We start from the raw sequence: 19,936 nt of genomic DNA, 5'->3' as shown, positions 1-19,936 counted from the left end.
CTACAGACGCTCATGCACACGTGGATGGCATCAGGCCGCTTCGCGGCGGCCTGATGGGTCTCACTCAACGACACGATCTCAGAAGAAGATCGCGTACAGGATCAACAGCGGAATCGGTACGCCCAGGAACCAGAGCAGAAGCGTCTTCATGGCAGGTCTCCTTGCATCAGATGCGGATTACAGGTCGCGGCGACGGCCGCCCCAGGTGGCGCTGAGGCTGGCGAAGAACGCGCCGATCAGCAGAGTGATGAACAGCCACAGCGCGGCATACGCCGTGGCCTTGCGGGCATCATCGGCAGCCTGCTTGGCGGTGGTCTTGGCCTTTTCCAGCGCGGCACGCATGCGGGTCTGCACGTCGGTCACGCGGGCCTGCGCTTCGGCGGGACTCATGCCCGTCTCGCGCGCAATCAGCTGCGACAGGTACTGGGTATCGGCCGGGTCCAGGCCATCTCCCTGCAGACTGTTGATGATGATGCGGTTCACTTCGGCACGCACTTCGCGACGGTCACCCATCGGGCCATTGCCCGGCATCGGGCGCGGCGGCGGCGGGGCCGTGCGTGCGTCACGCGGGCCAACGCTGGCGGCGGCCGGCGGCGGTGCGGCAGGGTCGATCGGGCCGTTGCCCGGTGCTGCGCCCGCTGCCGGCGGAGCCGGAGGTGCACCGGCGGCGTCCGGGCCTGGCGGGGTGGCGTTGCGGAACAGCGAATCCACCCAGTAGTCGAGGTCGCCTTCCTGGCCGCCGGCAGCCGCGGTGCCGACACCGGCAGCAGCAACACCTGCGGTGGAGACCGCGGCGCCTGCGGTGGCACCAGCCACCTTTGCGCCGGCGCCCAGCACGCCACCGATGGCCGAGGTCAGCAGGCCAGCAGTGAGCAGCGTGGCCACCGCCCACGACACAAAGCCGTGCGCGGTATCGCGAAAGTAGGTTTCATCGCCATGGATCTGCGTCCACTTGGTGCGCAGTCGGCCTGCCAGATAGCCGCCCAGGCCCGAAGCGGCCAGCGCGGTGAAGGTGAGCCAAGCGATGCTGGTCCAGCCGAAGGTTTCCTTGGAAACGCCCTCGAACGACCACGGCGATACCGAGGACAGGCCAAGGCCTACACCCAGGATGAGCAGGATGAGGGACAGCGCAGCGGCGGCAACGGCACCGGCCAGAATCGCGCCCCACGACACTGCGCTCTCGCTGGTGGGCGGCACGATGGGAGTGGTGACGACAGTGGCGACGTCGGGACCAAGCGGGCCGCGCTCGGGTGGGTCGAATCGGGTACTCATGGGGTCGAACGCTCCGTATCAGGTGCTGCGGGTGCAGTTGGTGTCCTGAGGCTGCACGTGCGGTTGTGAAGCTGGAGAGACCCTTGAATCACGCGGTCTTTGCGCGGTGGACATCGTGCCAAGTGCCGGGGCACAGTAGATCCACGCCATGCGTGGATGGTTTTCCTTTGATGCCGAGATCGTGCCAACCAAGGTAGGCACCCACGTAGATCCACGCCATGCGTGGATGATTTTTCGCGGGCGCCGAAATCGTGCGGACCAACGGTCCGCACCTACCAAGCCCGCTCCCCAAAAAAAAACGCCCCGCAATCGCGGGGCGTCTCCAGCACAAACTACGCAGAGCGATCAGCCCTGGTAGTCGCGCACGTCGTGGCCGGTGTAGACCTGGCGCGGACGGCCGATCTTCATTTCCGGGTCGACCTGCTGTTCCAGCCAATGCGACACCCAGCCGGAGGTACGGCCCAGGGCGAACATGACGGTGAACATCTCGGTCGGGATCTGCAGCGCCTTGTAGATGATGCCGCTGTAGAAATCGACGTTCGGGTACAGCTTGCGGGCGACGAAGTACTCGTCCTGCAGCGCGGCCTGTTCCAGCTTCACCGCCACGTCCAGCAGCGGATCCTGCACGCCCAGCTGCTTGAGCACCTTGCCGGTCATCTCGCCGATGACCTTCGCGCGTGGGTCGAAGTTCTTGTACACGCGGTGGCCGAAGCCCATCAGGCGGAAGCCGGAGGTCTTGTCCTTGGCCTTGAGCACAGCGGACTCGACGTTGTCTGCCGAACCGATCTCTTCCAGCATCTTCAGCACGGCTTCGTTGGCACCGCCGTGGGCCGGACCCCACAGCGCGGTGACGCCAGCGGCGACCGACGCGTACGGGTTGGCACCGGTCGAACCGACCAGGCGCACGGTCGAGGTCGAGGCGTTCTGCTCGTGGTCGGCGTGCAGGATGAACAGCAGGTCCAGCGCCTTGACCACATCCGGGTTCAGCTCGTACTGGCCATCAGCCGACTCGAAGGTCTGCTTCAGGAAGCGGCTGACGTAGTCCAGCGAGGTGTCCGGCTTGTTGGCCGGCAGGCCCTTGCCGTGGCGGTAGATCAGCGCCGACAGGGTCGGCACCTTGGCGATCAGGCGCACGGCGGCCTGGCGGCGCTGTTCGGCGTCGGACAGGTCCAGCGAAGCGTGGTAGATGCCCGACAGCTGCGCGATGGCGGCGGTCAGGATGGCCATCGGATGGGCATCCTTGGCGAAGCTGCCGATCAGGGTGTTGATCGATGCATCGACGTTGGCTTCGGCCGCCAGCTCGTCGGTGAAGGCCTTCAGCTGCTCGGCGCTCGGGCGCTCGCCGTTGATCAGCAGGTAGGCCACTTCGACGTAGCTCGACTTCTCCGACAGCTGCTCGATCGGGTAACCGCGATACAGCAGCACGCCCTTGTCGCCGTCGATGTAGGTGATGGCGGACTTGCAGCTGGCCGTCGCGGTGAAACCGGAATCGTAGGTGAAATACCCCGTTTCCTTGGTCAGCTTCGCGATGTCGACGCAGTCGTTGCCGAGGGTGGGTTTGATGACGGGCAGAACGACCGACGTATCGCCGGCGTTGAGCGTGACCTGATCAAGATCGGACACTGTGTGCGCTCCTTCATGGGAAGGCGCCTGCCCAAGCGCATTGGTCAGGCACGTGAATGACGTCCTCGGCCTGTGCCGGGGATCAGGTCATTATCGCACAGCAGCATTTCCCCGGCGCTAGACAGAAGTCGTAGACGACAGGCAGCCGGCACCCTGCCAGCAAGCGGCCCGGATCGGCAAAAGCGGTGTCACAAGGACGCAGTGTTCCGTCCATCCAAACGCCCGTTGGGTAGGCGCTGGACAAAAACAAACGGCCGCGCAGAGCGCGGCCGTCGGTTCGAACCGGGTACGACGTATCAGCGCGCGTAGCGCTTCTGGAACTTGTCGATACGGCCCGAGGTGTCGATGACCTTGTGCTTGCCCGTGTAGAACGGATGCGAAGCCGAGGAAATTTCAACCTTCACCAGCGGGTAGTCGTTGCCGTCTTCCCACTTGATGGTTTCCTTCGTCGCCATGGTCGAGCGGGTCAGGATCTTGAAATCGGAGGTGACGTCATGGAAGACGACGTCGCGGTAGTTCGGATGGATATCGGCCTTCATGGGCTCACACCGTAAATGGGCTGGTGGTCAAGAGCGGCATTATAAGCACTGGTTGCCGCCCGGGGCAACCAGTGCGGGGGAACTGGCCTCAGCCTGCGCCCAGGGCCTGGCGTACCAGGGCCTCGAAACGCCCCTGGTCGTAGGCCATCAGCAGATCGCAGTTGTCCGGCTGGCCGGTCTGGCGGTTCCAGTCGACGATGGTGGCGCCACGGCTGAACGTGCCGTTCAGCTCCACATTCAGCGGCCGCGACTCGACCTGCAGCTGGCCTTCCGGGTTCAGCGCCCAGGCCATGGCCAGCGCATCGGCGGTGTACCAACGGCCGCCCTTGCTGTCTTCGGACAGGCCACGGGTCTTGCGCGAGATCAGCTCGTAGAAGCGCGCGCGATCGGAATCGGCGCCCAGCCACTGCTCGGCTTCGGTCAGCGGCAGGCCGTGGGCAACGGTGGCTTCCCAGTCCGACACCAGCAGGTGCTTGAACGAGGTGAACACCACGTGCGCCGCTTCCGGATCGAAGGCGATGTTGAATTCGGCTGCCGGGGTGATGTTGCCGTGGCAGGTGACTGCCCCGCCCATCACCACGATGCGCTTGATGCGCTGTGGCAGGGTCGGATCGAGCTTCAGCGCCAGCGCCAGGTTGGTCAGCGGGCCGAGCATCACCAGCATCAGTTCGCCGGCATGTTCGTGCGACAGACGCAGGATCGCCAATGCGGCATGTTCGGCGTCGGCCTGGCGGCTCGGCGGCGGCAGATCGACGTCGCCGTAGCCATCGCGGCCATGCACGTGGGCGGCGTCAACGGACGGATGCAGCAGCGGATCGGGGCTGCCGGCGAACACCGGCACGTCGGCGCGGCCGACGATGTCGCAGAGCTTGAGGGCGTTGCGGACGGTGTACTGCAGGCCTACGTTGCCGGCGGCGATGGTCAGGGCGACCACGTCATGCCGTTCATCGGCGAAGGCCATCAGCAGGGCCAGTGCGTCGTCGACACCGGGGTCGGTATCGATCAACAGCGGGATCTTCTTGGTCATCGTTGCCGTCTTCAGATCGGCAACGAAGTGTGGACCGGGAAGATGACCGTTGCAAGTATGGGGGTTCGGGTTCGGCAGGGCGGCGCCCTGCACCCGCAAGGGCAGGAGCAACGGCAACGGCAAAAGCTGGCATTCCTTGGGGTGGCGGGATGGGTCCGGTTGCGGGGGACGCCGTGAACCCATCCCTGGGGGCTTGGCCGCGGCATCCATGCCGCGGACACCCCCACCACCGGACCCACCCCGCCTTCGACAGGTTACGTGCGGCTGCCGGATTTCTGGAAATGCAATTGACGGAATCGATGGAAATGGAATTGGTAGATCCACGCCATGCGTGGATGGATGTCGGAAGGATCGAGAACAATGACGTAATCAGCCCGCCTCGCAGGGCCACGCTGCAACTGCAGCGTTTTCGATTTTTCCAATGATTCTGATTGAAGCGACGGGGGCTGTCGTGGACATCATGAGAGGCCATCGACAACGGATGGCACGGGCTTGCAATCCCGTTTGACTGCCTTGTTGTTTACGCTTGCCTGCCGGCGTTGCGCGCGTGTTCCTGCGTGGCGTCCGGCAGGCAATCCGTCCGTGCGTTTTATGGCGGGCGGTGCGTGGGGGCTTCGCGCCCGCCGGCGTTCTTGAGGCAGTCACCGGTATTGCAACCACTCACCGCCCGCCACCCTCGCCTTCGCGTGGGTGGCCTCTTGCCTTGCGCACAAGGACTGCCGACATGACCGCATCCCGCTATCCCTTCCTGTTCGCCACGCTCGGCGACGCCGCCGCCAGCATCCCCGATGAACTGGCGCAGGCCCTGGAAACCACCCTCGCCGCCCCTGCGAGCGCACCTGCGGATGACGGCTTCACCTTGCTGGGTTGCCTCAGGCGCATCCGTCAGGGCGAAGGTGCCGACGGTCAGCCGTGGCCAAGCCGGTGGCATACGCCGGGGCAACGTGTGGCGCTGGCCCGCATCGACCGCGCCAATGCCGGGCTGATCATGCTGCTGGAGATGCTGCACGCCAGTGAGCGCGTGCGCGTGGACGGCGAAGAAGTGCAGCAGATAGGCGATGACATCCGCGAAGGACTGCTGCTGGCCTGCCGTGGTTTGTCCGAATACATGGGGACGCAGTTGACTGCCGTCTAGCAGATACCAGTAGATCCATGCCATGCGTGGATAGGCTTTTGTAGGGGCGATCCATGCTCGATGCACGCGCGCAGCGCGAACGGCAGCCGAGCATGGGCTCGGCTCTACAGGGATCAGGCCGAGGCGTAACGCACGGCCGTGCCGATCCAGCGCTGCACCACGCGATCTGCAAGCGCCGGTTGCTGCGCCAACAGGCGTTCGGCCAGTTCATGCACGCCCGGCAGCAAACCCGCATCGCGGGCCAGATCGGCAATGCGGAAACCGGCCAGGCCGGTCTGGCGGGTGCCCAGCAGTTCGCCGGGACCGCGCAGTTCCAGATCCTTCTCGGCGATGACGAAACCGTCGTTGGTTTCGCGCATGGTCTGCAGGCGTTCGCGCGCCATCTGCGAAAGCGGTGCCTGGTACAGCAGCACGCAGCGCGACACCGCCGAACCACGGCCGACGCGGCCACGCAGCTGATGCAGCTGGGCCAGGCCCAGGCGCTCGGCATTCTCGATCACCATCAGCGAGGCGTTGGGCACGTCCACGCCCACTTCGATCACCGTGGTCGCCACCAGCAGGTCGATGTCGCCGGCCTTGAACGCGACCATCGTTGCCAGCTTCTCGGCCGCTTTCAGCCGGCCATGCACCAGCCCCACGCGCACGCCGGGCAGCAGCGCCTGCAGCGATTCGTAGGTGGCTTGCGCGGGCGTGGCATCCAGTTCTTCACTTTCTTCGATGAGTGTGCACACCCAATAGACCTGACGCCCTTCCTGGCAGGCCAGGGCGATGCGCTCGATCAGCTCGGGGCGACGATCGTTGTTCAATGCAACGGTCTGTACCGGTGTGCGGCCCGGTGGCAGTTCGTCGATGGCCGATACATCCAGGTCGGCGTATTCGGACATCGCCAGCGTGCGCGGAATCGGCGTGGCGGTCATCACCAGCTGATGCGGCACGTTGTTGCCGCCCTTGCCCTTGTCGCGCAGCGCAAGCCGCTGGTGCACGCCGAAGCGGTGCTGCTCGTCGACGATGGCCAGGGCCAGATCCTGGAACACCACCGCTTCCTGCATCAGCGCGTGGGTACCCACCACGACCTGCGCTTCGCCGTTGGCCACCTGTTCCATCACCTTCGCGCGCGCCTTGCCGGTGACCTTGCCGGCCAGCCAGGCGATACGCACGCCCAGCGGTTCCAGCCAGCCGCGCAGGTTGTTGAGATGTTGTTCGGCCAGCAGTTCGGTGGGCGCGGCCAGTGCGACCTGCTTGCCCTGCTCCACCGCCAGCATCGCCGCCAACGCGGCCACCACGGTCTTGCCGGAACCGACATCGCCCTGCACCAGCCGCAGCATCGGGCTGGGCCGTGCGAGGTCTTCGCGGATCTGCTTGAACACGCGCGCCTGCGCACCGGTCAACGCGAATGGCAGCTGCTTGAGCAGCGCCTTGGCCAGCTTGCCGGGACCGGCCAGCGGCGGCGCGTGATGCGCCTGCAATGCAATGCGCTGGCGCCGCAGGCTGAGGTGGTGCGCCAGCAGCTCTTCCATCGCCAGCCGGCGCTGCGCTGGATGGGTGCCAGCAGCGAGTGCGGCCAGATCGGCATCCGGCGGTGGCTGGTGCACGGTCAGCAGCGCGCTGCGCAGCGATGGCAGGCCGAGGCCGTCGAGCCAGCCGGTCGGCAGCAGTTCCAGCGTGCTTTCTTCCGGCAGGCGATCAAGCGCCTGGCCGATCAGCTTGCGCATGGTCATCGGGCCAACGCCTTCGACGGTGGGATACACCGGGTCGAGGCGATCGCCGAGATCGGGGTCGTCATTGCGCCCCAGCAGCTGGTAACTGGGATGGACGATCTCCAACCCCAGGTGCCCGGGCTTGGGCGTACCGAAGCAGCGCAGGCGATTGCCGACCGCGAACTGGCCGACCTGCTGCTGGCGGAAGTGGAAGAAGCGCAGCACCAGGGTGCCCTGCCCTTCGTCCTCCACCGCCACCTTCAGCATCGGCCGGTAGCGCATGCCGCGCTCGACGGCGACCACCCGCACTTCCACCTGCGCCGGAATGCCGTTGCGCAGGTCTTCGATGCGGGTCAGCCGGGTGCGGTCCTCATAGCGCAGCGGCAGGTGCAGCCAGAGATCCTGCAGGGTGGCCAGGCCACGCGCCTGCAGCTTGGCGGCCACGGCCGGACCGACGCCGGCGAGCATCGCAAGCGATGCTTCACCGGAGGGTGACAGTGCCGGAGTGACCGCCGCCTTGCGTGCCACGTGGGGTCAGTCGATGACCATCACTGCGTCGACCTCGAAGTTGGCGCCCTTCGGCAGGCCGGAAACTTCGATGGTGGAACGGGCCGGGAACGGGGCTTGGAAGTAATCCTGCATCACGGCGTTGACCTTGGCGAACTCAGCCAGGTCGGTCAGGTACAGGCCCAGACGCACGACCTTGTCCAGCGAACCGCCTGCTGCTTCGGCCACGGCCTTGAGGTTGTCGAAGGCACGACGGGCCTGTGCTTCGACGTCACCCACGCCGACGATGTCGCCGGTGGCCGGGTCCAGCGGAATCTGGCCGGAGAAATACACGGTGTTGCCGGCGCGCACGGCCTGCGAGTACGGGCCGATGGCGGCCGGGGCCTTTTCGGTGTTGATGATCTGGCGGGACATGGGTCGCTCCGGTGCGTTGGGGGAAAACAGAGCGGTGATTGTACCGGGTGGGGATGCATCCACGCATGGCGTGGATCTACCCCGCATGAACCGCGCGGCGGGCCGGCACGGCCGGAATCATCCACGCATGGCGTGGATCTACTGGCGGCGAACCGCCTGCACGACCGACAGGCGCCTCAGGCGACGCATGACTTCGGCCAGGTGGTTGCGGTCGCGTACCTGGATGTTGAACGCCAGCACCGCGGCGTTGAAATCGCGGTCCAGGTAATCCACGCGCTCGATGTTGGAATGACTCTGCGCGATCGCTGCAGCCAGCTGTGCGAGCACGCCGGTGCCGTTCTCCACTTCCACCACCAGCGAGGTGTCGTAGTCGCCGGATACGGTGGTGTCCCAGCCGATCAGCACCCAACGCTCGGGCGACTTGCGCAGCTCGGCCAGGTTCGGGCAATCCATGCGATGCACCACGATGCCCTTGCCGGCGGTGTGGTAACCCATGATGTCGTCGCCCGGAATCGGCTGGCAACAGCCGGCGAAGGTGACCACGCCGCGCTCGCTGCCGTTGATGAGGATCTTTTCCTGCGAGCTGTGGCGCGAATGCGCGCCGCCGCGCAGTTCGGCGTACGCCATCAGCGCCTGTGCGGCCTGGGTCGGCATCCAGTTGCCCAGCGCGACTTCGGCCAGCAGGGCCTCCAGGCGCGGGAACCGGTGCTCTGCCAGGAACGCATCCAGGCGCCCCTTCGGCAGCCGTTCCAGCGAGCTGTCCATGGCCTCCAGCGCGCGGTCGAGCATGCGGTGGCCCAGCTGCACGGCATCTTCGTGCTCCAGCTGCTTGAGCTGGTGGCGGATGGCGGTGCGCGCCTTGCTGGTGACCACGAACTCCAGCCACTGCGGCTTGGGCGTGGCCGAGCGCGCGGTGATGATCTCCACCGACTGCCCCGACACCAGCTTGGTACGCAACGGCACCAGTTTCTTGTCCACGCGCGAGGCCACGGCCATGTTGCCGACATCGGTATGCACGGCATAGGCGAAGTCGAGCGCGGTGGAATTACGTGGCAGGGCGAGGATCTTGCCCTTCGGCGTGAACAGGTAGACCTCGTCCGGGAACAGGTCGACCTTGACGTTGTCGAGGAACTCCAGCGACGAACCCGCAGCACGCTGCGAATCGATCAGTTCGACGATCCAGGCGTGCGCGCGGCTCTGCGCGCTGTTGGGCGAATCACCGCCGAACTTGTAGGTCCAGTGCGCAGCCACGCCGCGTTCGGCGATCAGGTCCATCTCCTCGGTGCGGATCTGCACTTCGATCGGCGAACCGTACGGCCCGAACAGCACGGTATGCAGCGACTGGTACCCGTTGGCCTTGGGGATCGCGATGAAATCGCGGAAGCGCCCATCCAGTGGTTTGAACGCGGCATGCACCGCACCCAGCGAGTGGTAGCACTGCGGCACGCCGCGCACGACCAGGCGGAAGCCGAACACGTCCATCACCTGGTCGAAGGATTTGTTCTCGTCGCGCATCTTGTTGTAGATGCTCCACGGGGTCTTGATGCGGCTGACCAGGCGATGCTCGATGCCCTCCTTGGCCAGGCGCTGCGACAGCTGCACCTCCACCTGCGCCAGCGCCTCGCGGCGCACCACCGGCTGGCTGCGGATGTGCTTTTCCAGGATCGCGTGGCGCCACGGGTACAGCGCCTTGAAGCCCAGGTTCTGCAGTTCGCTCTTGACCAGGCTCATGCCCAGCCGCTGCGCGATCGGGGCGTAGATCTCCAGCGTCTCGCGGGCGATGCGGCCCCGCGCTTCGCGGCTCTGTGCGCCCAGCGTGCGCATGTTGTGCAGGCGGTCAGCCAGCTTGATCATGATCACGCGCAGGTCGCGCGACATCGCCAGCAGCATCTTGCGGAAGCTCTCGGCGGCCGCTTCCTGGCGGTCGCGGAACTTCAGCTTGTCCAGCTTGGTGACGCCATCCACCAGCTCGGCCACGGCTTCACCGAACTCGGCCGACAGGGCCTCGCGGGTCAGCGGGGTGTCTTCGATGGTGTCGTGCAGGATCGCGGCGATCAGCGCTTCCACGTCCAGGCCGAGCTCGGCCAGCACCTGGGCCACGGCCACCGGATGGGTGATGTAGGGCTCGCCCGACTTGCGCGTCTGCCCAGCGTGCGCGGAGGCGCCGACTTCCCACGCACGGCGCAGCAGCGGCAGCTGCTCGGGCGGCAGGTAGTGGGCGGCGCGTTCGAGCTGGAGGACGTAATCGGGTACGGCGGCAGCGGGGACTGCGGCGACCTTGGCAGTGGGGCCTGGGTTCATGGCCAAAGCCTATGCCAGCGCGACGTTTACGGCAAACCCTGAATGCGAAACAGCCCGCACGGGGCGGGCTGTTCGGCGTATCCAGCGATGACGTTGATCGATGCGATCAATCGTCGTTCTTGGACATGTCTTCGTCGGCGACCACTTCAGCGGCGGCCCACTCCAGCGCTTCGCGCTCGGCGCGCTCACGCTCGGCCTTCTCGACTTCGTCGATCAGCGCGTTGTCGATCCTGCGGGCAGCGATCTCACGCAGTGCCAGCACGGTCGGCTTGTCCTCGGTCTCGCTGTTGTCCAGCGTGGCCTGCACGCCGTTGGCGAGCTGGCGGGCGCGCTTGGAGGCCATCATCACCAGCTCGAAACGGTTGTTAACGACTTCCAGGCAATCTTCTACGGTAATGCGGGCCATACGGGCTCCCGGCGACCGGTCGGCCGCTCAGTCGAATGAGGGAAAGGGGACGGAGTGTACTGGCAGGGGCTGGACAAAATCAAGCCAGCCCCCACCGGACCCTTTATGAATCAATCAGTTGAACCCGCATCCGGGGTCAACAGGGCCTGGATCAGGCCGGCATGGCGGACCTTCTGGGCCTCCCGGCGCAGGCGGCTGGCGGTGAAGATCGCACACAGCTCGTCCACGGCGGTGTCGAACACTTCATTGACGATGACGTAGTCGAACTCGTTGAAGTGCAGCATTTCATCGCGGGCGGCGCCCAGCCGCTGGGCGATGACCGCCTCGCTGTCCTGGCCGCGCTTGCGCATGCGGTCCTGCAGGGCCTGCTTGGACGGCGGCAGGATGAACACCGTCACCGTACCCGGCACCAGCTGGCGCACCTGCTGCGCGCCCTGCCAGTCGATTTCCAGCAGCACGTCCTGGCCGGCGTTCAACTGCGGCTCCACCGACTGGCGGGCAGTGCCCTTCCAGTCGCCATGCACCCAGGCGTGTTCGAAGAAGTCGCCCGCAGCGATCATCTCCTCGAACTTTTCGGCGCTGACGAAGTGGTAGTGCTGGCCGTTCACTTCCCCCGGGCGCATGGCCCGCGAGGTGAAGGAGATCGACAGCGCGATCTGCGGATCGCGCGCCAGGGTGGCGTTGACGATGCTGCTCTTGCCGGCGCCGGAGGGGGCGGCAACGATGTACAGCGTGCCGCGTGCGATCGCGGCCGAGGGCTTGGAAATGCTCATTCGATGTTCTGCACCTGCTCGCGGATCTGGTCGATCAGCACCTTCAGCTCAACGGCGGCATTGGAGGTGCGGCTGTCCACCGACTTCGAGCCCAGCGTGTTGGCCTCGCGGTTGAACTCCTGCAGCAGGAAGTCCAGGCGGCGGCCGACCGGCTCGCGCTGCTTCAGCACGCGGCGGATCTCAACGATGTGGCTGGACAGGCGGTCCAGTTCCTCGTCCACGTCCAGCTTCTGCAGCCACATCACCAGTTCCTGCTCGGCGCGGCCGGGATCGACCGGGTGCGGCAGGTCGGCCAGACGGGCGGCGAGCTTGGCGCGCTGGCCGTCGCGAATGGCGGGAATCAACGTACGGACCTCGGCGGCGATGCGCTCGATGGCGTCCACGCGCTCGGCGATGGCGGTGGCCAGCGTCGTGCCTTCACGCTCGCGGGCGGCGACGAAGCCGTCCAGTACCTGGTCCAGCAGCGCCAGTGCTTCGACCTGCAGGGCCGCGGCATCGGTGGCCTCGCCCTGGGTTACGCCCGGCAGCTGCAGCAGATCGGTGAAACTGACCTGCAGGTTGGGGAAATCGGAGGTCAGGCGGTGTGCCAGCTGGCCCAGCTGGCCCAGCAGCACCTCGTTGACCTGCAGGCTGGCGGCCGATTCCGGCGCACGCAGGCGCATCACCAGATCCAGCTTGCCACGGCTCAGGCGTGCGGAAATGCGCTCACGCAGCTGCGGTTCCAATGCGCGCAGTTCCTCGGGCAGGCGCGTGCCCACTTCCAGGAACCGGTGGTTGACCGAGCGCAGCTCGCAGCCCAGCGTTCCCCACGGGGTGGAGCGCTCGCCGCCGGCATAGGCCGTCATGCTTCGAATCATGGATGTATCCGGTGCTTGCAAAGGGGGAATGGTACCCTAGCGGTCTCTTTTGAGCCCCTTTCCCCGCCCCGTGAAGGCCGCGGGGATGGCGGCGTACTCCCTTTCCCAACGGAACCTGCCTCATGTCCGATTTCCGCCCCAGTGGCCGTCAGCCCGATCAGCTGCGCCCGGTCGTCATCCAGCGCGGCTTCACCCGCCACGCCGAAGGTTCGGTGCTGGTCTGCTTCGGCGAAACCCGCGTGCTGTGCACCGCCAGCATCGAGAACCGGGTACCGGGCTTCCTGCGTGGCAAGGGCGAAGGCTGGGTGACTGCCGAGTACGGCATGCTGCCGCGCGCCACCCACACCCGCAGCGACCGTGAAGCGGCGCGTGGCAAGCAGGGTGGCCGTACGCTGGAAATCCAGCGCCTGATCGGCCGCAGCCTGCGCGCCTGCGTGGACCGCAACGCACTGGGCGAACGCACCATCACCCTCGACTGCGACGTGCTGCAGGCCGACGGCGGCACCCGCACCGCAGCCATCACCGGCGCCTATGTGGCCCTGGTCGATGCAGTGAACGTGCTGATGAAGCGCGGCGACATCAAGCGCAACCCGATTCTCGGTGCGGTGGCGGCGGTGTCGGTGGGCGTTTACCGCGGCACCCCGGTGCTGGACCTGGACTACGCCGAAGACAGCGACTGCGACACCGACATGAACGTGGTGATGAACGACGGTGGCGGCTTCATCGAGCTGCAGGGCACCGCCGAAGGCCATGCCTTCCGTCGCGACGAACTGGATGCACTGCTGGGCCTGGCCGAGAAGGGCGTGACCGAGCTGCTGGCCGCGCAGCAGGCAGCGCTGTCGGCATGAACCGGCGCATTGCCCTGACCACCCTCGTGGTGGCCGATTACGACGAAGCCATTGCCTGGTACACCGGCAAGCTCGGCTTCCAGCTGCTGGAAGATATCGACCAGGGCAGCAAGCGCTGGGTGGTGGTCGGCCCGACCGATGGCAGCGTCGCCGCCCTGCTGCTGGCGCGCGCCAGCAACGACGAACAGCGCAGCCGCATCGGCAACCAGACCGGCGGCCGCGTCGGCTTCTTCCTCAATACCGATGACTTCCGCCGTGACCACGCGGCGATGCTGGCCGCCGGTGTCGAGTTCCTGGAAGAACCGCGCGAAGAACCCTACGCCACGGTCGCGGTATTCCGCGACCTGTACGGCAACACCTGGGACCTGTTGGAGCCCCGCTGATGAAGAAGCTTGTCCTGGCCAGCCACAACGCTGGCAAGCTGGTGGAAATGCAGGAAATCCTCGCCGACCTGCCGCTGCAGATCACTTCGGCCGCCGAACTGGGCCTGGGCGATGTGGAAGAGACCGGCCTGACCTTCGTCGAGAACGCGCTGCTGAAGGCGCGCGCTGCCTGCGAAGCGACCGGCCTGCCGGCGCTGGCCGATGATTCGGGGCTGATCGTCGATGCGCTCGGTGGTGCGCCTGGCCTGTACAGCGCGCGCTATGCAGGTCATCCGACCAACGCGGCGGCCAACAATGCCAAGCTGCTGGACGCGATGACCGACATTGCCGACGGCCAGCGCACTGCCCGTTTCTACGCGGTGATCGTGTTGCTGCGCCATGCCACCGACCCGCAGCCGCTGATCTGCGAAGGCCGCTGGGAAGGCCAGATCATCCGCGAACTGCGCGGTACGAATGGATTCGGCTACAACCCGGTGTTCCTGGATACCGCCCACGGCCTGACCGCTGCGGAAATGGAACCGGCGTTGAAGAATGCCATCAGCCATCGCGCCATCGCCCTGCAGCAGCTCAAGCAGCAGCTCGCCGCCTGGCTCTGATACCCCACCCGATCAACACAGGGAAGCCGGCCAGCGGCCGGCACTACCGATGACTGCCATGCCGCACGACCACGACCACGACCACTGCAACCACCTGCCCGGCGAGTCCTGCGACCACGACACCGCGCCACGTCTGGTCCCACCGCCGCTGGCGCTGTACGTGCATCTGCCGTGGTGCGTGCGCAAGTGCCCGTACTGCGATTTCAACTCGCACCAGGCCAAGGGCGAACTGCCCTTCGATGCCTACATCGACGCACTGGTACGCGACCTCGACCAGGACCTGCCGCTGGTCTGGGGCCGGGTGGTCAGCAGCGTGTTCTTTGGTGGCGGTACGCCCAGCCTGTTCCCGCCCGAAGCGATCGACCGCTTCCTGCAGCAGGCCAGCGCACGCCTGCGCTTCGCACCGAACGCGGAAATCACCCTGGAAACCAACCCGGGCACTGCTGAACACGGTCGCTTCGACCGCTACCGCGCGGCCGGCGTGAACCGCCTCAGCTTCGGCATCCAGAGTTTCGATGATGCCGCGCTGAAACGACTGGGCCGCATTCACGACAGTGGCGAGGCCGAGCGCGCAGTGAAAATGGCGCAGGACGCGGGCTACGACAACTTCAACATCGACCTGATGTACGCCCTGCCGGAACAGACCCTGGCCGGGGCCGAGGCCGACCTGGAACGCGCGTTCGCGTTGCAGCCGACCCACATCTCGCACTACCAGCTGACCCTGGAACCGAACACCGTGTTCTTCGCGCGGCCGCCGCAGGGCATCCCCGATGAAGACAAGGCCTGGGACATGCAGGAGCACTGCCAGGCGCTGCTGGCACAGGCCGGTTTCGGCCAGTACGAGGTGAGCGCCTACGCCCGACCCGGCCGGCAGAGCGCACATAACCTGAATTACTGGCGTTTCGGTGACTACCTCGGTATCGGCGCCGGCGCACACGGCAAGATCAGTTCCGGCGCCGAGGAACACGTGCTTCGACGCTGGAAGCACAAGCACCCGCAGACGTTCATGGATACCGCAGGCACGGCCGCATCGTTCAGCGGCGACGAGGTGATCGCCGCTGATCGCCTGCCGTTCGAGTACATGCTCAACCTGCTGCGCCTGCACGAAGGCTTCAGCCTGCGCGACTTCGAATCGCGCACCGGCCTGGCCCGCAGCGTGCTGGACATACCCTTGAGCGAAGCCGTGCAGCGCGGCTGGCTGGTGGTGGCAGACGGGCACGTGCAGCCGACCGAGCTGGGCCGGCGTTTCACCAACGATGTGGTCAGCCTGTTCCTGGAAGAATGATCCGTCGGCGGCGCAGCCAGGGAAGGCGGCGCTGAATGAATCCGTCGCTAAAGTAGCGCCGTCACCGGCCGACACGGTAGATTCCAAGATCGATCCGCGGGAATCCGGACCCCCTCGCCGATGTCTGCTGTCTTCTCTCTCTCCAGCGCCGACACTGCCCGCCTGGCCGCAGCCGACCTGCCGCCGCGCGTGCGCGAACTGCTGGGCGCGTTGATCGGCCTGTGCCACCAGGCCCTGACGGCACCGCTGATCCTGACCGTGGAAGCGCTGGAGCAGACCCTGCTGCATGACGCCGACCATGCCCGCAACCCGCAGCAGCAGGCTGACCTGCTGGCCCAACGCGGCCAGCTGCATGCGTTTGCCGGCCACTTCAGCGACCGCATGCTCGATGCGCTGGCCGATGCGCTTGCGCGACTGCGTGAACCGATCACTCCGGCCGTGCCCGCCGTCGCCCCACCACCGTTGCCCGGCATGCTGGGGTTGACCCTGGTCGCCGAGCATGAGGTCGACCGCGACCTGCTGCTGACCGAAATGGTGCGCCGGGAAACGCTGCGTTCGGCCAACGCCTTGAACCTGCTCGGCCAACGCCTGGGCGTTGTTGCCGGCGCACCGGCCTTTGAAGCCGATACCCTGCCGCTGGCACCGCAGGCCCTGTGCACGATGGTGCGCAAACTGGCCGAACAGGATGCCCTCAGCGCCGACGTGCAGATGGCGCTGTACCGCAGCTTCGAGCGGCAGGTGCTGGAGCGCCTGGGCGATGTGCTCGACCGCGCCAACGCGCTGCTGGCGCAGCACGGCATCCTGCCGGGCCTGGTCTACACCCCGTACCTGGCGCGTTCTTCCAGCACCCGCCGGATCATCACCCAGTCGGTTGGCAGCGGCCGCAGTGGACGGCCGTCACCGCGCGTGCCCACGCCGATGACCGGCTGGGGTGGCTCGGCACCGGCCGGCTCGTGGTCGACGTTGATGCAGGACGCTTTCGCCGATGCGGCTGCGCCCGGCGCGTCGGCCGGGCTGACGGTATCGGCCAGCAACGTGCTGCATGAAATGCTGCAACGGGCGCGGCACGCTCCGCAGCCCGCTGCAGAGCCGCCCGCCCTGCCGAGTGCGGCGGTGGATGCCGTACTGGCGCGCCTGCAGGGCCAGTCCAGTGCTGCCAGCGCCATGACCGACCTGCAGGCCGCCGTGGTCGCCCAGCTGCGCAGCGAACACGGCGCGCAGGCCAGCCTCGGCAGCCACGACCGCGACAACCTCGATCTGCTGCGCCTGCTGCTGCAGCAGGTCCAGCAGCAGCAACGCCCGGACCCGGTGCCGGCCGCCCTGCTCGCGCGCCTGCAGGTACCGCTGGCACGCGCGGCGATGGCTGACCCGGGATTCTTCGTGCGCGACGAGCACCCAGCACGCGAACTGCTCAACCATGTCGCTGAAGCCGGCGCCAGCTGGCTCGGCGATGACGATGTCGATCCGCAACTGCTGCAACGGCTGGCGCAGAGCGTGCAGGGCCTGCTGGGCCAGGACGCGCGCACGCCCGAGGCCTTTGCCGCCGCCAACGAAGAGATACAGCAGCACCAGCGTGCCGCCGCGCACCGCGCCGAACTGGCCGAGCGTCGTCACGTAGAAGCGGCACGCGGCAAGGAACGCCTGGAACTTGCGCGACGCCAGGCCACTGCGCAGATCGACCAGTGTTGCGACACGCAGGAACCGCCACGTTTCGTGCAGACATTGCTGCGCCAGGCCTGGGCGGACGCGTTGACGCTGACCCGCCTGCGCCACGGCGAAGATTCGCCGCAGTGGCAGGAGCGCCTGCAGCAGACCGAACGCATCGCGGCGATCACGGCCGAAGCCGCCAGCGAAAGCAGCGCGACCGATGCTCCACTGGCCGCCGAGGTTGAATCAGCCCTGCTGCAGGTCGGCTACCATGCAGAGGAAGCCGCTGCCGTCGCACGTCGCCTGGCCACGCCGGGTGGCGAAGACGAAAGTACCTCGCGCACCGAACTCAGCGCACGCCTGAAGGCCCATGCACGCCTGGGCGAACACGCGGGCGCACAGGCGCTGGCCAGTGACGCCACACCACGCAGCGAAGCCGAGGAAGCCAGCTATCAGCAGCTGTGCACGCTGCCCTTCGGCAGCTGGTTTGATATGGACGCTGGCGAGGGTTCCCTGCGCCGCCAGCGCCTGTCCTGGTACAGCCTGCTGACCGGCCACGTGCTGTTCGTCAACGCGCGCGGGCAGAAAATCGGCGAAACCACCCTCGATACGCTGGCCCGACAGATGAGTGCCGGGCGCGCGCACCTGGTCACCGAAGACAAAGGCCGTCTGGTCGACCGCGCCTGGCAGGCCAGCCTGGGCGCGCTGCGCGCGCTTGCCGGACGTGGACCGCAGGAGCCCAACGCATGAGCACGCAACCGCCTGTTGATACCCGCCGCGCACCGCGCCGGCAGGTCTCCGACCTGGTGCCGGTGACCGACCAGATGCGCGACAGCGTGGTTGGACGCCTTGGCAACGTGTCCGAGACCGGCATGCTGATGCTGGCCAGCGCCACGCTGCGCGACGATGCGCTGTATCAGTTGCGCTTCCCGTTGCCGTTGGCCGATGGCCGCAGCGAGTTGATCGACGTCGGCGTACACCTGCTGTGGAGCGAACCGGCACATGCGCCCGGCCAGAGCTGGGCAGGCTTCCGCTTCCTGACCCTGTCACGTGAGCATCGGCAGCTGCTGCGCCGGTGGATCGGCGAAGACAGCGACGAGGCACCGGTTTCGACGGGCTGAGTGCCGGTTCCGGCACAGCGCGATGTGTCGGTATGCGGCAGAATCTAGGGCCGTTTTCCGTGTCGAGCCACCGCAATGATCCAGCAAGACCCCGGCGCCCTGTATTCCGACCACCTGGCCGTGCTGTGCCGACGCGCCGAGCAGGCGCTGGCACGCGGCGGCTTCGACCATCTGGTGGTGCCCAGCGGCACCCTGCACTACCAGGTCTTCGACGACCGTGACTACCCGTACGCGGTCAATCCGCAGTTCAAGGCCTGGCTGCCGCTGACCCGCGTACCCAACAGCTGGATCGTGTTCACTCCGGGCAAGCGCCCGGCGGTGATCTTCCACCAGCCGTTCGACTACTGGCATGTGGTACCGGATGCACCCAGCGGCTGGTGGGTAGAGCACTTCGACATCCACATCATCCGCACGCCGGACGAAGCGCTGGCACTGCTGCCATCCGACCCGACGCGCTGCGCGATCCTGGGCGAACCGCAGAGTGCGCTGGGCGCTTATGTGCCGAACAACCCGGCGCCGGTGGTGAACTACCTGGAATGGCATCGCGGCAGCAAGACGCCCTATGAAATCGCACTGATGCGCCAGGCGCAGGTGCTCGGTGTGCGCGGTCATCGCGCGGCCGAAGCGGCGTTCCGCAACGGCGCCGACGAGTTCAGCATCCACATGGCGTACTGCCAGGCCGTGGGCCAGGACGCCACTGAACTGCCATACGGCAACATCGTGGCCCTGAACGAACATGCGGCGGTACTGCACTACACCGAGCTGGGCCGCAAGGCACCGCAGCCGCTGCGCAGCTTCCTGATCGACGCCGGCGCCAGCGCGTACGGTTATGCCAGCGACATCACCCGCACCTACGCCGCCGCCGGCCATGACGAGTTCGCGGCGATGATCGAGGCCGTTGATGCCGCGCAGCAGCAGATGTGCGCAGCGGTGCGCCCGGGATTCGACTACAAGCAGCTGCATGTTGACGCGCACCTGTCGCTGATGGGCGTGCTGAAGGACTTCGGCGTGATCAAGGTGTCGCCGCAGACCGCGCTGGAAACCGGCGTCAGCGCCGCGTTCTTCCCGCATGGCATTGGTCACCTCATCGGCCTGCAGGTACACGACGTGGCCGGTTTCGCCGCCAGTGACGAAGGTGGCCGCATCGAGCGCCCGGCTGGTCATCCGTACCTGCGCCTGACCCGCGTACTGGAACCGGGCATGGTGGTGACGATCGAGCCGGGCCTGTACTTCATCGACATGCTGTTGAACGAAGTGAAGGCTGCCGGTCATGGCGATGCGATCAACTGGGACCGCGTGGACTTCTTCCGCCCATACGGCGGCATCCGTATCGAAGACGAAGTGCTGTGCACTGAAGGCGAGGCGGACAACCTGACGCGGCCGGTGTTTGCGGCGGCGAACGGCTGAGCCCCTCGTGGTTGGCTGCTTGGAGCAATAGCCGCGCTTGGTGGGGCGGGGTGGGTTCGCGGGGGACGCCGTGAATCCATCCCTGGAGGCTTGGCCGC

At 66.6% G+C, this 19,936-nt stretch carries 18 protein-coding genes; 8 read left to right on the top strand and 10 right to left on the bottom strand.

The window, feature by feature from the left end; genetic code table 11:
• Window positions 1-177: 177 nt before the first annotated feature.
• The 4 genes from HUT07_RS03345 to HUT07_RS03330 all read right to left on the bottom strand — a co-directional run bounded on the left by HUT07_RS03345 (window position 178) and on the right by HUT07_RS03330 (window position 4,461).
• Window positions 178-1,272, bottom strand: a complete 1,095-nt coding sequence (locus HUT07_RS03345) for a hypothetical protein (RefSeq protein ID WP_176019725.1) — start codon at window positions 1,270-1,272, stop codon at window positions 178-180.
• Window positions 1,273-1,617: 345 nt separating this feature from the next.
• Window positions 1,618-2,895, bottom strand: a complete 1,278-nt coding sequence (locus HUT07_RS03340; protein ID WP_089236664.1) for a citrate synthase — start codon at window positions 2,893-2,895, stop codon at window positions 1,618-1,620.
• A gap of 296 nt (window positions 2,896-3,191) precedes the next feature.
• A complete protein-coding gene (locus HUT07_RS03335; RefSeq protein ID WP_010484049.1) occupies window positions 3,192-3,434 on the bottom strand; it encodes a type B 50S ribosomal protein L31 in 243 nt (80 codons plus the stop codon).
• Between the two features lie 88 nt (window positions 3,435-3,522).
• The gene (locus tag HUT07_RS03330) at window positions 3,523-4,461 is read right to left on the bottom strand and encodes a nucleoside hydrolase (RefSeq protein ID WP_176019724.1); all 939 of its coding nucleotides are present in this window, start codon (window positions 4,459-4,461) and stop codon (window positions 3,523-3,525) included.
• 724 nt (window positions 4,462-5,185) lie between these two features.
• Here HUT07_RS03330 and HUT07_RS03325 point away from each other — a divergent pair.
• Window positions 5,186-5,596 carry a hypothetical protein gene (locus tag HUT07_RS03325; RefSeq protein ID WP_176019723.1) on the top strand — a complete coding sequence of 137 codons (411 nt, stop codon included), beginning with the start codon at window positions 5,186-5,188 and terminating at the stop codon, window positions 5,594-5,596.
• A 113-nt stretch (window positions 5,597-5,709) separates the two neighbouring features.
• Here the strand turns inward: HUT07_RS03325 and recG are convergent, their stop codons facing one another.
• The 6 genes from recG to HUT07_RS03295 form a co-directional block, all read right to left on the bottom strand.
• Window positions 5,710-7,821: an ATP-dependent DNA helicase RecG gene (recG, locus tag HUT07_RS03320; RefSeq protein ID WP_176019722.1), complete on the bottom strand. Its 2,112-nt coding sequence runs from the start codon at window positions 7,819-7,821 to the stop codon at window positions 5,710-5,712.
• Between the two features lie 6 nt (window positions 7,822-7,827).
• A complete protein-coding gene (locus HUT07_RS03315) occupies window positions 7,828-8,214 on the bottom strand; it encodes a RidA family protein (protein WP_025874214.1) in 387 nt (128 codons plus the stop codon).
• Between the two features lie 138 nt (window positions 8,215-8,352).
• Window positions 8,353-10,515, bottom strand: a complete 2,163-nt coding sequence (locus HUT07_RS03310; RefSeq protein ID WP_025874213.1) for a bifunctional (p)ppGpp synthetase/guanosine-3',5'-bis(diphosphate) 3'-pyrophosphohydrolase — start codon at window positions 10,513-10,515, stop codon at window positions 8,353-8,355.
• A gap of 106 nt (window positions 10,516-10,621) precedes the next feature.
• Window positions 10,622-10,921 (bottom strand): DNA-directed RNA polymerase subunit omega, encoded by a 300-nt coding sequence (gene rpoZ / locus HUT07_RS03305; protein ID WP_042614409.1) that lies wholly within the window; start codon window positions 10,919-10,921, stop codon window positions 10,622-10,624.
• 110 nt (window positions 10,922-11,031) lie between these two features.
• Window positions 11,032-11,694 (bottom strand): guanylate kinase, encoded by a 663-nt coding sequence (gene gmk / locus HUT07_RS03300; RefSeq protein ID WP_176019721.1) that lies wholly within the window; start codon window positions 11,692-11,694, stop codon window positions 11,032-11,034.
• A complete protein-coding gene (locus HUT07_RS03295; protein WP_176019720.1) occupies window positions 11,691-12,551 on the bottom strand; it encodes a YicC/YloC family endoribonuclease in 861 nt (286 codons plus the stop codon). The genes gmk and HUT07_RS03295 overlap by 4 nt, the downstream gene beginning before the upstream one ends.
• Before the next feature lie 122 nt (window positions 12,552-12,673).
• On the opposite strand from HUT07_RS03295, the gene rph reads away from it, so the two are divergent.
• The 7 genes from rph to pepQ all read left to right on the top strand — a co-directional run bounded on the left by rph (window position 12,674) and on the right by pepQ (window position 19,838).
• Window positions 12,674-13,399: a ribonuclease PH gene (gene rph / locus HUT07_RS03290; RefSeq protein WP_025874210.1), complete on the top strand. Its 726-nt coding sequence runs from the start codon at window positions 12,674-12,676 to the stop codon at window positions 13,397-13,399.
• Window positions 13,396-13,782 carry a VOC family protein gene (locus HUT07_RS03285; RefSeq protein WP_176019719.1) on the top strand — a complete coding sequence of 129 codons (387 nt, stop codon included), beginning with the start codon at window positions 13,396-13,398 and terminating at the stop codon, window positions 13,780-13,782. Before rph ends, HUT07_RS03285 begins: the two co-directional genes overlap by 4 nt.
• On the top strand, window positions 13,782-14,378 hold the full coding sequence (gene rdgB, locus HUT07_RS03280; RefSeq protein WP_176019718.1) for an RdgB/HAM1 family non-canonical purine NTP pyrophosphatase: 597 nt from the start codon (window positions 13,782-13,784) through the stop codon (window positions 14,376-14,378). The genes HUT07_RS03285 and rdgB overlap by 1 nt, the downstream gene beginning before the upstream one ends.
• A 58-nt stretch (window positions 14,379-14,436) precedes the next feature.
• The gene (hemW, locus tag HUT07_RS03275; protein WP_254898916.1) at window positions 14,437-15,663 is read left to right on the top strand and encodes a radical SAM family heme chaperone HemW; all 1,227 of its coding nucleotides are present in this window, start codon (window positions 14,437-14,439) and stop codon (window positions 15,661-15,663) included.
• A gap of 120 nt (window positions 15,664-15,783) precedes the next feature.
• Window positions 15,784-18,060 (top strand): DUF1631 family protein, encoded by a 2,277-nt coding sequence (locus HUT07_RS03270; RefSeq protein WP_176019717.1) that lies wholly within the window; start codon window positions 15,784-15,786, stop codon window positions 18,058-18,060.
• Window positions 18,057-18,431, top strand: coding sequence for a PilZ domain-containing protein (locus HUT07_RS03265; RefSeq protein ID WP_176019716.1), 375 nt, complete (start codon window positions 18,057-18,059; stop codon window positions 18,429-18,431). The genes HUT07_RS03270 and HUT07_RS03265 overlap by 4 nt, the downstream gene beginning before the upstream one ends.
• Window positions 18,432-18,506: 75 nt before the next feature.
• Complete coding sequence (gene pepQ, locus HUT07_RS03260) at window positions 18,507-19,838, top strand: Xaa-Pro dipeptidase (protein WP_176019715.1); 1,332 nt, start codon at window positions 18,507-18,509, stop codon at window positions 19,836-19,838.
• Window positions 19,839-19,936 lie beyond the last annotated feature (98 nt).

The sequence above is a fragment of the Stenotrophomonas sp. NA06056 genome, from assembly GCF_013364355.1.
Taxonomy (GTDB): Bacteria; Pseudomonadota; Gammaproteobacteria; order Xanthomonadales; family Xanthomonadaceae; genus Stenotrophomonas.
Note: the sequence above shows the minus strand (reverse complement) of the source record. Positions and strands in the feature narration are given on the sequence as shown.

What these genes read in the sequence shown, in the direction of transcription:
- HUT07_RS03345 (WP_176019725.1), bottom strand. Translation starts at nt 1,272, where the DNA reads ATGAGTACCCGATTCGACCCACCCGAGCGCGGCCCGCTTGGTCCCGAC.
- HUT07_RS03335 (WP_010484049.1), bottom strand. Translation starts at nt 3,434, where the DNA reads ATGAAGGCCGATATCCATCCGAACTACCGCGACGTCGTCTTCCATGAC.
- HUT07_RS03330 (WP_176019724.1), bottom strand. Translation starts at nt 4,461, where the DNA reads ATGACCAAGAAGATCCCGCTGTTGATCGATACCGACCCCGGTGTCGAC.
- HUT07_RS03325 (WP_176019723.1), top strand. Translation starts at nt 5,186, where the DNA reads ATGACCGCATCCCGCTATCCCTTCCTGTTCGCCACGCTCGGCGACGCC.
- HUT07_RS03315 (WP_025874214.1), bottom strand. Translation starts at nt 8,214, where the DNA reads ATGTCCCGCCAGATCATCAACACCGAAAAGGCCCCGGCCGCCATCGGC.
- HUT07_RS03310 (WP_025874213.1), bottom strand. Translation starts at nt 10,515, where the DNA reads ATGAACCCAGGCCCCACTGCCAAGGTCGCCGCAGTCCCCGCTGCCGCC.
- rpoZ (WP_042614409.1), bottom strand. Translation starts at nt 10,921, where the DNA reads ATGGCCCGCATTACCGTAGAAGATTGCCTGGAAGTCGTTAACAACCGT.
- gmk (WP_176019721.1), bottom strand. Translation starts at nt 11,694, where the DNA reads ATGAGCATTTCCAAGCCCTCGGCCGCGATCGCACGCGGCACGCTGTAC.
- HUT07_RS03295 (WP_176019720.1), bottom strand. Translation starts at nt 12,551, where the DNA reads ATGATTCGAAGCATGACGGCCTATGCCGGCGGCGAGCGCTCCACCCCG.
- rph (WP_025874210.1), top strand. Translation starts at nt 12,674, where the DNA reads ATGTCCGATTTCCGCCCCAGTGGCCGTCAGCCCGATCAGCTGCGCCCG.
- HUT07_RS03285 (WP_176019719.1), top strand. Translation starts at nt 13,396, where the DNA reads ATGAACCGGCGCATTGCCCTGACCACCCTCGTGGTGGCCGATTACGAC.
- rdgB (WP_176019718.1), top strand. Translation starts at nt 13,782, where the DNA reads ATGAAGAAGCTTGTCCTGGCCAGCCACAACGCTGGCAAGCTGGTGGAA.
- hemW (WP_254898916.1), top strand. Translation starts at nt 14,437, where the DNA reads ATGCCGCACGACCACGACCACGACCACTGCAACCACCTGCCCGGCGAG.
- HUT07_RS03270 (WP_176019717.1), top strand. Translation starts at nt 15,784, where the DNA reads ATGTCTGCTGTCTTCTCTCTCTCCAGCGCCGACACTGCCCGCCTGGCC.
- HUT07_RS03265 (WP_176019716.1), top strand. Translation starts at nt 18,057, where the DNA reads ATGAGCACGCAACCGCCTGTTGATACCCGCCGCGCACCGCGCCGGCAG.
- pepQ (WP_176019715.1), top strand. Translation starts at nt 18,507, where the DNA reads ATGATCCAGCAAGACCCCGGCGCCCTGTATTCCGACCACCTGGCCGTG.